The sequence below is a fragment of the Variovorax sp. 01T439_2 genome (assembly GCF_056398445.1).
Genome location: NZ_JBFTPJ010000052.1, coordinates 1 through 12315, shown reverse-complemented (window position 1 = coordinate 12315; position 12315 = coordinate 1). Strand labels below are relative to the sequence as shown.

Here is a 12315-nt window from a genome sequence, read left to right as displayed (position 1 = left end):
CAACAGCCCTTTCTTCTTGTCACGCAAATCCGTGACGCCCGCCACCGCGCCCGCGAGGTCGCCCAGCAGCCGGTGCACCGAGGGCAGGAACTCGCGCCCGGCCTCGGACAACTGCACGCGCCGCGTGTGGCGGTCGAGCAGCTGCACGCCCATCTCGCGCTCGAGCTCGCGCACCAGCACGCTGAGCGCCGACTGCGTGAGGTGCAGCTGCTGCGCGGCCGCGGTGAAGCTGCCGGTCTCGGCCACGGCCGCGAAGGCGCGCAATTGGCGTAGGGTCAGATTCATATGTTTATTTCATCAATCGATGAATTAATTTCGATTGCATCATAAGACGCGGCATTGCCCAATCGCGGCTCACCGGAGACAAAACGCCATGCCGACGACCGCCCCCGCGGCCCCGCCAGTTCGCGGGCTGCACCATTTCGCCTGGCGCTGCCGCGACAGCGAGGAAACCCGCCGCTTCTACGAAGACCTGCTGGGCCTGCCGCTTGCGCACGTCATCAAGAGCGACCACGTACCGAGCACGGGCGAGTACTGCCCCTACGTGCACATCTTCTTTCGCATGCGCGACGGTTCGTACATCGCCTTCTTCGACCTGGGCGATGACGTTGCCGCGCTGCCTTCGTCCAACACGCCGGCGTGGGTCAACCACATCGCGCTGCGGGTCGATTCCGTGGCCGACCTGCTCGCCGCCAAGGCACGGCTCGAGGGCGCCGGCGTCGAGGTGCTGGGCGTGACCGACCACCACATCATCGAATCGATCTACTTCTTCGATCCCAACGGGCTTCGCGTCGAGCTCACCACGCCGACGGTGCCGCAGGCCGAGATGGAGGCGCATGCGCTGCGCGCCCGCGCAGACCTCGATGCGTGGACCGAGCGCAAGGCCGGGCTGCGCGCAGCGAAGGGTTCGCCAAATGCCTGAGCTGCAACTCGCCGTCATCGACGTGAAGCCCGGCGCGGCCATGGAGAGCCAGTCGGGCCTGCAGATGCTGCGCCCACGCATCTACGGCGCCTTCCGCGCGCCGCCGGGCCCGAAAAGAATCGCGGCCATCGTGATGCACCCGACCAGCAATTTCATGGGCCACTACCTGATCGGCCCGCTGGCCGAGCGCGGCATCTGCTGCATGGGGCTGAACTCGCGCTATGTAAGCAACGACACGGTGCTGCTGATGGAGCGCGCGATCCAGGACCTGGGCGCCGGCGTGCAGTACCTGCGCGCGGCCGGCTACGAGAAGGTGTTCCTGGTCGGCAACTCCGGCGGCGCGGCGCTCTCGGCCTTCTACCAGGCGCAGGCCGAGAAGCTCACCGCCACCCACCTGCCCGACGGCGACCCCACGCACCTGCACCCCGCCGACCTGCCGCCCGTGGACGGCATTGCGCTGTGCGCCGCGCACCTGGGCCGCACGCGGCTGATGCGCGACTGGATCGACCCCTCGGTCACCGACGAGCACGACCCGCTCTCGGTGGACCCCGAGCTCGACATGTACGACCCGCGCCACCGCATGCCCTACGACCGCGGCTTTCTCGCGCGCTTCAGCGCGGCGCAGCAGGCGCGGCTCGGCCGCATCGAGCAGTGGTGCGTCGACCGCCTCGCGCTGCTGCGCAGCACCCCCGGCGCGCCGCGCGACCAGACCTTCATCGTCTACCGCACGCATGCCGATCCGCGCTGCGTGGATCTGTCGCTCGATGCCAACGACCGCCTGCCGGGCAGCGTGTGGGGCGATGCGCGCCAGGTCAACTACTCGGCCAATGCGATGGGCCGCACCACCTCGCTCACCGCGTTTCTCTCGCAATGGTCTTCGCGCTCGCAGGCCGACGGGCCAACGAATCTCGCGCGCACCACGGTGCCGAAGCTGCTGCTGACCTACACCGGCGACCAGTCGACCTTCCCGAGCACGCGCGATGCATGGATGGCCGCGGGCGGCGCGCGCATCCGCAACGTCGACATCGTGGGCGGCAACCACTACCTCGCAGGCCAGCTCGAGTTGATCCCCCAGGCGGCCGACGCCATCGCCGAATTCGCCCACGCGCTGTAGAAGAGACATGGAATCCTTTGCATTTGCGCCGGCCTACGAGCTGCCGGCCTGGCCCTTCACGCCGCCGCCCGAGCTGGGCAGCCCCCAAACCGTTCGCCACCCGATCGTGATCGTCGGCGCCGGCCCCTCGGGCCTCACGCTGGCCTGCGATCTTGCGCAGCGCGGCGTGCGCGCGGTGCTGCTCGACGAGGACGACACCGTCGGCGTGCGCGGCGCGTCCTCGCGCGGCATCTGCTATGCGCAGAAGAGCCTCGAGATCTTCGAGCGCCTGGGCATCTACGAGCGCATCGCGGCCAAGGGCATCACCTGGTCGCTCGGGCGCACCTTCTCGGGCGAGCAGGAGGTCTACAGCTTCAACCTGCAGGCGGAGAGCGTCTCGAGGCAGCCACCCTTCATCAACCTGCAGCAGTTCTACATCGAGTGGTTCCTGGTCGAGCGCATCCTCGAACTCGGCCTCACCGATGTGCGCTGGAAGAGCCGCGTGGCGCGCGTCGAGTCCTTGAGCGACGGTGTGCGCATCGACATCGAAACGCCGGCGGGCAACTACACCATCGAGGCCGACCGGCTGATCGACGCGACCGGCGCCAACAGCCCGATCCGCACGCAGCTCGGCATCGACGCGCATGCCTCGCGCAGCACCGACCGCTGGTGCATCAGCGACGTGCGCTTCAGGAAGCCGCTGCCCACCGAGCGCTGGACCTGGGTCGACGCGCCCTTCAACGAAGGCCGCGGCGTGTGGCAGCACCTGATGGCCGATGGCGTGTGGCGCATCGACTACCAGATGCCCGAGGACTGCGACACCGCCCACATCAGCCGGCCCGAAGTGGCGGGCGCGCGGCTGCGCGAGCAGCTCGGGCCGGGCGTGGAGTTCGAGTTCGTCTGGATCGGCCCGTATGGCTACCGCGACCACCTGCTGGACAGCTTCCGCCACAACCATGTGTTCTTCATCGGCGATGCCGCGCACGTGGTGAGCCCCTTCGGCGCGCGCGGCGGCAACAGCGGCATCCAGGATGCGGCCAACCTCGGCTGGAAGCTGGCGCTGGTTGCGCAAGGCCAGGCAAACGATGCGCTGCTCGACAGCTACGACGCCGAACGGCAGCCGGCCGCGAAGGAGAACCTGAAAGTCACGAGCCGCTCGGCACGCTTCCTTGCGCCGCGCTCGCCGGCCGAGCACACGCTTCGGCGCGCGGTGGTGGCGCTGGCCGCGCGCCATCCGTTCGCGCGTGCGCTGGTCAACACCGGCCGCATGTCGGTTGCCAACGACTATCCGCCCGCGCCGCAGCTGCCGGAAGGCGCACGCACGGTGCAGAACCTGCCGCTGCGCTGGGCCGATGGCCGCGAGACCACGCTGATGCAGCTGTTGGCCGAGGGTACGCAGTGCCTGGGCTTGTGGCTCGCGCCCACGCGCGCCGCGGCCGCCGCGGCGATGGACGCCACGGCGGCGCTGCCGCTGCGCCTGCTCGCGATCGACGGCGACAGCGGGCTGCCGGCGCTGCAGGCCGACAAGACGCTCGTGCGCCACCTCGGCCTGCGCGACGCGGGCAGCTTCGTGCTCGTGCGGCCCGATGCCTACCGCGCCGCGACGCTGCCGCAGGCCACGCCCGATGCCATCGCCACCGCGCTGCGCACGGCCCTCGCCCTCGACCACCCCGCCCCATGATCACCGAGCCCCGCATCCCCGACCCCGACGGCTTCTATGCCGCGCTGCTCGCCGCGCACGAGGGCCTGGGCGAAGCGCAGAGCGCCGACCTCAACGCCCGCCTCGTGCTGCTGCTGGCCAACCAGTGCGGCGACCAAGCCGTGCTGCTCGCCTGCATCCGCGCCGCGGCCGAAGACCCCACGACAACTCCGGAAACCCCATGACCGCCCACGTCTCCTTCGCCTCGGCCTCCGACACGCGCGAGCAGAAGCCGCAGCTGCGCGAACTCGCACCCAACGTGTACGGCTACATCAGCGACTTCGATCCCAACTGCGGCTTCGTCGTCGGCGACGACCAGGTGGTGCTGATCGACACGCGCCCCACACCACGCATGGCGCGCGACTTTCTCGCAGCCATCCGCACGGTGACCGACAAACCGATCAAGACCATCGTGCTCACGCACTACCACGCGGTGCGCGTGATGGGCGCGAGCGCTTTCGGCGAGGTCGAGGCCATCATCGCGAGCAACGGCACGCTGGACTGGATCCGCACGCGCGGCCAGGCCGATTTCGATTCCGAGGTCGGGCGCTTTCCACGCCTCTTCGCGGGCGTGGAAGAGATCCCGGGCCTGACCTTTCCGACGCAGAGCTTCGAGCGCGAGATGAGCCTGTGGCTCGGCCCCGGCCGCAGCCAAGGCCGCGAGCTTCGCCTGATGGCGCTGGGCCGCGGCCATTCGAGCGGCGACACGGTCGCGTGGCTGCCCGACTGCGGCGTGCTGTTCTCGGGCGACGTGGTCGAGAACCACTGCGGCGTCTACGCCGGCGACGCGTACATCGGCGACTGGGCCGGCACGCTCGATGCGGTGCGGGCCCTGGAGCCGCGCGTGCTGGTGCCGGGCCGCGGCGCCGTGCTGCGGGGCGAGGCCGAATGCGCCGAGGCCATCGGACTCACCCAGGCTTTTCTCCAGGCCTTGCTCGACAGCGTGAAGGCCGGCATGGCCGCGGGCGAAACGCTCAAGGGCTGCTTCGCACGCGCCGAAGCGGCCATGACGCCGCGTTTCGGCAGCTGGCCCGTGTTCCAGCACGTGCTGCCCTTCGACGTCTCGCGCGCCTACGACGAACTGCGCGGCATCGAACACCCCGTGGTGTGGACCGCGCAGCGCGACCGCGAACTGTGGCAGACGCTGCGCGGCGAATGAGCTGAACAGATTCCAAGACAAGCAACGGAGACAAGAAACAATGAAGCGACTAATTCCCCTCRTGGCCGCGGCCCTCGCGCTGGCCAGCCCTTTCGCATCGGCGCAGCAGCCTGCCGCCTACCCGAGCCAGCCCGTCAAATGGATCGTGCCCTACGTGGCCGGCGGCGGCACCGACAACCTCGCGCGCTCGCTGGCCGAGGCGATGCAGCCTTCGCTCGGGCAGCCGCTCGTCATCGACAACCGGCCCGGCGCATCGACCAACATCGGCGTCTCGGTGCTGATGCAGGCCAGGCCCGACGGCTACACCATCATGCAGGCCGAGAACGCGGCGCTGCTCTTCAACGAGCACATGTTCGCCAAGCTGCCCTACAAGCCCGCGAGCGACTTCACCTACATCGGCGCCATCGGCCGCTTTCCGGTAGCGCTGGTGGTGCACCCGGACTTTCCCGCGAAGAACGTGGCCGAGTTCGTGCGCTACGTGAAGGCCAACCCGGAGAAGGCGAGCTATGCCTCGCCCGGCAATGGCTCGCCGCACCACATGGCGATGGAGCTCTTCAAGCAGAAGGCCGGCCTGACGATCACGCACGTGCCCTACAAGGGCGCCGCGCCCGCCATGACCGACCTGATGGGCGGCCAGGTGCCCACGATGATGCTCGACCTGGCCTCGGGCCTGCCGATCATCAAGGCTGGCAAGGTGCGGGTGCTGGCCATCGCGCTGCCGCAGCGCGCGAGCGCACTGCCCGAGGTGCCCACCTTCGTCGAGGCCGGCTTCAGCGACGTCAACGCCTATGCCTTCCACGGCCTGATCGGCCCGGCCGGCATGCCGCCCGAGGCGGTGGCGCGCATCAACGGCGAACTGCACAAGGCGATGAAGGCGCCCAAGGTGGCGAAGCTGTTCTCGGAGTTCGGCTTCGAGGCGCTGCCGGGCACGCCGCAGGATTTCTACAAGCTCTCGCGTGCCGAGAGCGAGCGCTGGGGCAGGATCATCCAGGCCGCCGGCGTGAAGCTGGACTGAAAAGAAGCGCGGCCTACCAGCCCAGGCCCAGGTGCAGCGGCAGGTACACCGCCATGCCCGCGAGCATCGTGCCGAGCACGCCGCGCCGCCAGTAGTAGTAAGCGGCGCCGACCACGGCCGCATACAGGCGGGCGTCGTGCAGCGTGGTGATCAGGTGGCCCTGGGTCATCACGATCTCGGGCGCGATCACGCCGGCCAGCGCGGCCGCCGGTGCGTAATGCAGCGCACGGTGCGCCCACTCGGGCAGGCCCCAGGGCCGGTCGAGGATGAAGAAGAAGCAGCGCGTGAGCACCGTGACCGCGGCCAGCCCGACGATCACGCCCATCGTCCACAGGTCGGTGCCCCTCACTTGTCGTCCTCCGCGTCGGGGTCGAGCCCGAACCGCTTCTCGAGCCAGAAGCACAGCAGCACCGCGGCGCCGATGGCCACCACGATGTTGAGCTTGAGCGGCAGGGCATAGGCGGCCACCGCGGTGGCGCTCGCGACCAGCGCGGCCAGCACGCGCAGCCGGGTGGTGGCCATCGAGCAGACGATTGCCACCAGGCTCAGCACGCCGGCAAAGCCCAGGCCCCAGCCCTGCGGAATGAAGTTGGCCAGCGCAATGCCAAGAAGGCTCATGCCCATCCACGAGCACCAGGTCACGAAGTAGTTGCCCGTGAGGTAGGCCTCCTGCGACTGCTGCTCGGCAGCGGTGGCCGGCGGCGCGGCGTACTGCCGGGTGAAGAGCGCATAGCTCAGGTCGGCCGTCAGGTAGCCGTGCGTCATGCGGCGCCAGCGCGGCATGTGCATGAGATAGGGCCGCAGGTGCAGGCTGAAGACCACGAAGCGCAGGTTGACGCAAAAGCCCGTGGCCAGGATCACCCAGGCCGGGGCGCCCGCGAACAGCAGCGGAATGGCCGCGAGCTGGGAGCTGCCGGCGTAGACCAGCAGCGTCATGGCCACCGACTCCAGCACGCTCATGTCCGACTTGACCATGGCCACGCCGGTCATCAGGCCCCAGGCGCCGATGCCCAGCGCGGCCGAGGACATGTCGCGGATGCCGGCGCGGAATTCGGGGCGGCGGCGAATGGCTGCGGAAAGGAACATCAGCCGAACCGCTGCCCGGGCTTCAGGTCGAAGCCGCGCAGGAAGTCGGCCACGGCCAGGCGCTTGCCGCCGGGCCGCTGCAGTTCGGTGGCCATCACCACCGAGCCGGCCGCCGCCACCGCCACGCCGGCGTCGCTCACGGCCAGCAGGGTGCCCGGCGCGGCCGAAACCTCGGCCGGCGGCGCCGCATGCGCGGCCCAGAGCTTGATGGTCTCGCCGTCGAGCACGCTGTTGGCGCCCGGGAACGGGTCGAAGGCCCGGATGCGCCGCACGATCGCGTCGGCGGGCTGGTTCCAGTCGATCTGGGCTTCGTGCTTCTCGACCTTGCTGGCGTAGGTGACGCCTTCGGCCGGCTGCGGCGTGCGCGCGAGGCGGCCGATGTCGGCCAGCGCCTGGACGATCAGGCGGCCGCCCAGCTCGGCCAGCCGGTCGTGCAGCCGCGCGGTGGTGTCGCTGCCGATGTCGACGGCTTCGCGCAGCAGCATGTCGCCGGTGTCCAGGCCGGCGTCCATCTGCATGATGGTGATGCCGGTCTGCGCGTCGCCGGCCTCGATSGCGCGGTGGATCGGCGCCGCGCCGCGCCAGCGCGGCAGCAGGCTGGCGTGGATGTTGAGGCATCCGTGCACCGGCAGGTCGAGCACCCATTGCGGCAGGATGAGGCCGTAGGCCGCCACCACCATCACGTCGGGCCGGGCCGCCAGCAGCGCTTCGCGCGCGGCCGCGGCGTCTTGCGGGTACTTGCCGTCCAGCCGCAGGCTGCGCGGCTGCGCCACCGGCCAGCCGTGGGCAACGGCGCATTGCTTGACGGGCGAGGCCTGCAGCTTCATGCCGCGGCCCGCGGGCCGGTCGGGCTGGCTCAGCACCAGCGCGATCTCATAGCCGGCGGCGGCAATGGCTTCGAGCGCGGCGCGCGCGAACTCGGGCGTGCCCGCAAAAACGACTTTCAGCGGGGTCAATCGCGGATCCGATCGAGTTCGAGGTCGTCCCCCGTGTGATAGCGGCGGACCACGCCGGTGGGGTCGATGTAGATATAGAGCATGCGGCGCTCGTTCACGGCCTTGTAGCGCCAGCTCCAGACCACGCCGTCGAAGGAGCTGACGCGGCTGGTTTCATAGGGACGGCCATAGAAGGCGAGCACGTCGTTCTGGCGCCACTGGCCGACCTTGATGTCATGGCCGAAGCGCGCCTCGCTGAGCACCTGGGTCACGGAGACGACCTTGCCGGAGGCGTCGACGTCGATGTCGACCACCTCGAAGCCCGCCGGCATGCGCGAATACTGCAGGCGCTCGCCGCCGCCGTTGAGCGGATAGCGGCCCGTGGGCGCACCCAGGCGCTGCAGGGTTTCGGCGGCGGTGGTGCCGGGGGCAATGCGCGTGGGTTCGCTCGCGCAGCCCGCGAGCATGAGCCCTGCTGCGGCAAGGCCGAGCGCCCAGGGCCGCAGGGAAGCTGTCACGCCCGGCCCTCTTTGGCCTCTTCGCGCTGCTGCTTGAGCAGCTTGCTCTTGATGCGGTTGCGCTTGAGCGGCGACAGGTATTCGACGAACACCTTGCCCAGCAGGTGGTCGAGCTCGTGCTGGATGCACACGGCCAGGAGGCCTTCGGCCTCGATCGTGCGCAGCTCGCCGTTCTCGTCCAGCGCCTGGACCTTGACCGAGGTGGAACGCATGACGCCGTCGTAGATGCCCGGCACCGAGAGGCAGCCCTCCTCGTTCAACACCTTTTCGTCGCTTGCCCAGATAATTTCGGGGTTGATGAGCACCAGCGGCTCGTTGCGCTCCTCGGACACGTCGATGACGACCAGCCGCTCGTGCACATCGACCTGGGTCGCGGCCAGGCCGATGCCGCTGGCGTCGTACATGGTCTCGAGCATGTCGGCCACCAGGGCCTTGATGCGCGCGTCGACGCCCTGCACGGGCTTGGCAACCGTGTGCAGGCGCTTGTCCGGGTAACTCAGAATGATTCGTTTGGCCATGAAACAGGGGGAAAGTTGTGGCTATTTTCGCCAATTCCGCGACGCGGCGACTCTGGATCGCCTGAAAACGTTGCCCTCCCAAGGGCTTCGGGCGCAGAATTCGTAGCAAATTGTGAGATTCGTATGTGCGCCGATACGCGGCGCGCTCACCCATCCAGACATGAAAAAGCTCCGAATCACTGTCCGCCAGCGCCCGCATCTTCTCGCCACGTTGGCTGCCCTTGCGGTGATCACTGGCGGCACGACGGCGGCCTGGGCACAGAACTACCCCGTCACGCCGCAGCAGCGCGCCACCGCCCAGCAAACCGCCCAGACCGGCGTTCCGCTGAGCGAGCTGGCGCCCAATGCGCCCGACGAATACACGGTCAAGCCCGGCGACACGCTCTGGGCCATCTCGCGCCTGTACCTGCTGCGTCCCTGGCGCTGGCCGGAACTGTGGGGCATGAACATCAGCGAGATCGCGAACCCGCACCGCATCTACCCCGGCCAGGTCCTCTACCTGGACAAGACCGGCGGCCGCGCGCGCCTGACCATGCGCCGCGGCGCGGGCGGCAGCGCCGATGGCGGCACCATCAAGCTGTCGCCGCGCACGCGCTTCGATTCGCTGGCCGGCATGGCCCTGCCTACGCTCAACCCGAGCATCATCGAGCCCTTCCTGAGCGAGCCGATCGTGGTCGATGCCGACACGCTGCAGGCCGCGCCGCGCATCGTTGCCGGCAACGACAGCCGCGTCCTGCTGTCGCGCGGCGACCGCGCCTATGCGCGCGGCAATGCCGAGACGCCGCTGCTCGAAACGCCGGGCCCGCTGAAGAATTTCCGCGTGTTCCGCAGCGCCACGCCTCTCAAGGACCCGGGAACCGGTGAAATCCTCGGCTACGAGGCGCAGTACCTGGGCAAGGCGCAGCTCCAGCGCGGCGAATCGACCACGGTCGAGACCACCGACGACAAGGACGTCATCACCGTGGTGCCGGCCAGCGTCGACATCATCGCGGCACGCGAGGAAATCCGCGCCGGCGACCGCCTGCTGCCCGAGCCACCGCGCCAGCTGCTGAGCTATGTGCCGCGCGCGCCCTCCTCGCAGGTCGAGGGCCGCATCATCTCGGTCTATGGCAACGCGGTGCAGTTCGCGGCGCAGAACCAGGTGGTCGCCATCAACAAGGGCACCCGCGACGGCATCGACAGCGGCCACGTGCTGGCCATCCTGAAGAACGGCGAGACCATTCTCGACCGCACCGGCGCGCGCAAGGAAACCATCAAGCTGCCGAACGAACGCATCGGCCTCTTGATGGTGTTCCGGCCCTTCGAAAAGGTTTCGTACGCACTGGTGCTCGAGATCACCGACACTCCGAAGGCGGGCGACTTCCTCGTCAATCCCTGACACCTTTTCCGCTTTCTTCTTTCTCCGCTTCATTTGGACCGAGCAGAACTCGCAGGCTGGCTGCGGCTTTCACTGACGCCGGGCATCGGCGATGGCGCCGCGCGCCGGCTGCTGGCGGCTTTCGGCCTGCCCGAGAAAGTCTTTGCGCAGACCGGCGAGGCGCTGCGGCAGGTGGTGTCGGCGGCGCAGGCCGACGCGCTGCACCAGCCGCCGCCGGGCCTGCAGGCCCAGCTCGACCAGACCTGGCAGTGGCTGCAGCCCGGCCACGATGACGGCGCTGCGCGCCGCCTGGTCACGCTGGGCGATGCCGCCTACCCCGCCTCGCTGCTCGAGATGGCCGACCCGCCGCTGATGCTCTACGTGCTCGGCGCCGCGGACTTCGACCTGACCCAGCTCGGCCACAGCATTGCGGTGGTGGGCAGCCGCAACCCCACGCCGCAGGGCGCCGCCAACGCCCGCGCCTTTGCGCGCGCGCTGGGCGATGCGGGCCTGCCGGTGGTGTCGGGCCTCGCGCTCGGCGTCGATGGCGCCGCGCACCAGGGCGCGCTCGATGCGGCCGGCGACATGCCGCGGCTGGCCACGGTGGCCGTGGTGGGCACCGGCCTGGACCGCGTCTATCCGGCGCGGCACCGCGACCTCGCGCACCGCATCACGCTGCAGGGCCTGATCGTGAGCGAGCTGCCGCTCGGCACGCCGCCGCTCACGCAGAACTTCCCCAAGCGCAACCGCCTCATCGCCGGCCTGGCGCGCGGCACGCTGGTGGTCGAGGCCGCGCTCGCCTCGGGCTCGCTGATCACCGCGCGGCTCACCTCGGAGCAGGGCAAGGAAGTGTTCGCCATTCCGGGCTCGATCCATTCGCCGCAGTCGCGCGGCTGCCATGCGCTGATCCGCCAGGGCGCGAAGCTGGTCGAATCGGTCAACGACATCCTCGAGGAGCTGCCGTCTTTTCTGCACGCGGGCAGCGCGGCGGCACCGGCGGCCGTGAACGGCGATGCCGGCGCCGTGTCCGCCGCGCGCGAAGAGCCCTTGCTGGACGCGCTCGGTTTCGATCCCGTGAGCCTGGACGCGCTGGGCGCGCGCACCGGCTGGAGCGCCGCCGCGCTGCAGGCCAGGCTGCTCGAACTCGAGCTCGACGGCCACGTCGCGCGGCTGCCCGGCGGCCTGTTCCAGAGAGCGGCCATCGGCTGACGCCCGGGCCCGCGCCCGCTTCTTCGTGAAACACCGCGAAGTGACACGAAGTGCATGAAGCCCTGGGGGCGAGCCATCGTTTCCTCGGCTATATTGGGCCCATGTTCGAAGTGCTCGTGTTTGTCTACGAAAACTATTGGCGCGGCGATGCCTGCCCCGAACCCCAGCAATTGGGCCGCAAGCTCAGCGCCCACGGCTTCGAGCCCGAAGAAATCCGCGATGCGCTGCACTGGCTCGACGGCCTGAGCCTTGCCACCCAGGGCCTGCAGTTCGAACGAAGTCCCGGCGACGACACCGTGGCCACGGTCACGCTGCGCGGCGCGCCCGAAGCGGCCCTGCCCCAGTCGGACAACGCCATGCGGGTCTACTCGCAGGCCGAGCAGGAGCACCTGGGCGCCGACTGCCTGGGCTTCATCCGCTTTCTCGAATCGTCGAACGTGCTGTCCTGCGGCCTGCGCGAGATCGTCATCGAGCGCGCCATGGCGGCGCCGGGCGATCCGGTCGCGCTCGACGAGCTCAAGATCATCGTGCTGATGGTGCACTGGAGCACCGGCATCGAGCCCGACGCGCTGGTGCTCGACGAACTCTGCGAAAGCCGCGAAGGCCGCGTCGCGCACTAGCCGGCTAGTTCAGCAGGCGCTCCGGATTGGCATCGAGCTTGGCCAGCGCCTCGCGCGTGGCGCGCACCGTGAGCGTTTCTTCCTCGGCCGGCACCAGCAGGCCCGCCTGCAGGTAGTTGGCCAGCCGGCCGACCTGGATCAGGAAGCTGCGGCCGTCGGCCGAGGCGAACAGGTGCAGTTGCTT

At 69.5% G+C, this 12315-nt stretch carries 16 protein-coding genes; 9 read left to right on the top strand and 7 right to left on the bottom strand.

Annotation, left to right across the window (positions count from 1 at the left end; translation table 11 throughout):
* A partial coding sequence (locus AC1DOC_RS04425; protein ID WP_478129449.1) for a LysR family transcriptional regulator occupies positions 1–285 on the bottom strand: 285 nt, incomplete at its 3' end.
* Positions 286–373: 88 nt separating this feature from the next.
* On the opposite strand from AC1DOC_RS04425, the gene AC1DOC_RS04420 reads away from it, so the two are divergent.
* From AC1DOC_RS04420 to AC1DOC_RS04395, 6 genes are read left to right on the top strand one after another with little or no spacing between them, the layout of a single operon-like run.
* Positions 374–922, top strand: coding sequence for a VOC family protein (locus tag AC1DOC_RS04420; RefSeq protein ID WP_478080582.1), 549 nt, complete (start codon positions 374–376; stop codon positions 920–922).
* On the top strand, positions 915–2036 hold the full coding sequence (locus tag AC1DOC_RS04415) for an alpha/beta hydrolase family protein (RefSeq protein ID WP_018905211.1): 1122 nt from the start codon (positions 915–917) through the stop codon (positions 2034–2036). The genes AC1DOC_RS04420 and AC1DOC_RS04415 overlap by 8 nt, the downstream gene beginning before the upstream one ends.
* 7 nt (positions 2037–2043) lie before the next feature.
* Positions 2044–3696 carry an FAD-dependent oxidoreductase gene (locus tag AC1DOC_RS04410; RefSeq protein ID WP_478080581.1) on the top strand — a complete coding sequence of 551 codons (1653 nt, stop codon included), beginning with the start codon at positions 2044–2046 and terminating at the stop codon, positions 3694–3696.
* Positions 3693–3899, top strand: a complete 207-nt coding sequence (locus tag AC1DOC_RS04405) for a DUF2783 domain-containing protein (RefSeq protein ID WP_018905213.1) — start codon at positions 3693–3695, stop codon at positions 3897–3899. Before AC1DOC_RS04410 ends, AC1DOC_RS04405 begins: the two co-directional genes overlap by 4 nt.
* Entirely contained in the window at positions 3896–4873 is a 978-nt protein-coding gene (locus AC1DOC_RS04400) for an MBL fold metallo-hydrolase (RefSeq protein WP_478080580.1), read from the top strand. The genes AC1DOC_RS04405 and AC1DOC_RS04400 overlap by 4 nt, the downstream gene beginning before the upstream one ends.
* Before the next feature lie 40 nt (positions 4874–4913).
* On the top strand, positions 4914–5888 hold the full coding sequence (locus tag AC1DOC_RS04395; RefSeq protein ID WP_478129448.1) for a Bug family tripartite tricarboxylate transporter substrate binding protein: 975 nt from the start codon (positions 4914–4916) through the stop codon (positions 5886–5888).
* A gap of 13 nt (positions 5889–5901) precedes the next feature.
* On the opposite strand, the gene AC1DOC_RS04390 is transcribed toward AC1DOC_RS04395, so the two are convergent.
* From AC1DOC_RS04390 to def, 5 genes are read right to left on the bottom strand one after another with little or no spacing between them, the layout of a single operon-like run.
* The gene (locus tag AC1DOC_RS04390) at positions 5902–6237 is read right to left on the bottom strand and encodes an AzlD domain-containing protein (RefSeq protein WP_015867848.1); all 336 of its coding nucleotides are present in this window, start codon (positions 6235–6237) and stop codon (positions 5902–5904) included.
* Entirely contained in the window at positions 6234–6974 is a 741-nt protein-coding gene (locus AC1DOC_RS04385; protein WP_018905217.1) for an AzlC family ABC transporter permease, read from the bottom strand. The genes AC1DOC_RS04390 and AC1DOC_RS04385 overlap by 4 nt, the downstream gene beginning before the upstream one ends.
* Complete coding sequence (fmt, locus tag AC1DOC_RS04380) at positions 6974–7930, bottom strand: methionyl-tRNA formyltransferase (protein WP_478080578.1); 957 nt, start codon at positions 7928–7930, stop codon at positions 6974–6976. Before fmt ends, AC1DOC_RS04385 begins: the two co-directional genes overlap by 1 nt.
* The gene (locus tag AC1DOC_RS04375) at positions 7927–8427 is read right to left on the bottom strand and encodes a hypothetical protein (protein WP_018905219.1); all 501 of its coding nucleotides are present in this window, start codon (positions 8425–8427) and stop codon (positions 7927–7929) included. The genes fmt and AC1DOC_RS04375 overlap by 4 nt, the downstream gene beginning before the upstream one ends.
* Positions 8424–8945, bottom strand: a complete 522-nt coding sequence (gene def / locus AC1DOC_RS04370) for a peptide deformylase (RefSeq protein ID WP_015867852.1) — start codon at positions 8943–8945, stop codon at positions 8424–8426. The genes AC1DOC_RS04375 and def overlap by 4 nt, the downstream gene beginning before the upstream one ends.
* Before the next feature lie 160 nt (positions 8946–9105).
* On the opposite strand from def, the gene AC1DOC_RS04365 reads away from it, so the two are divergent.
* From AC1DOC_RS04365 to AC1DOC_RS04355, 3 genes are all read left to right on the top strand, one after another.
* Positions 9106–10323, top strand: a complete 1218-nt coding sequence (locus AC1DOC_RS04365; protein WP_018905220.1) for a LysM peptidoglycan-binding domain-containing protein — start codon at positions 9106–9108, stop codon at positions 10321–10323.
* Between the two features lie 33 nt (positions 10324–10356).
* Positions 10357–11511: a DNA-processing protein DprA gene (gene dprA, locus AC1DOC_RS04360; protein WP_307593471.1), complete on the top strand. Its 1155-nt coding sequence runs from the start codon at positions 10357–10359 to the stop codon at positions 11509–11511.
* Between the two features lie 101 nt (positions 11512–11612).
* Entirely contained in the window at positions 11613–12131 is a 519-nt protein-coding gene (locus AC1DOC_RS04355; RefSeq protein WP_369663775.1) for a Smg family protein, read from the top strand.
* A 4-nt stretch (positions 12132–12135) separates the two neighbouring features.
* Here AC1DOC_RS04355 and AC1DOC_RS04350 read toward each other — a convergent pair.
* A partial coding sequence (locus AC1DOC_RS04350) for a hypothetical protein (RefSeq protein ID WP_478129447.1) occupies positions 12136–12315 on the bottom strand: 180 nt, incomplete at its 5' end.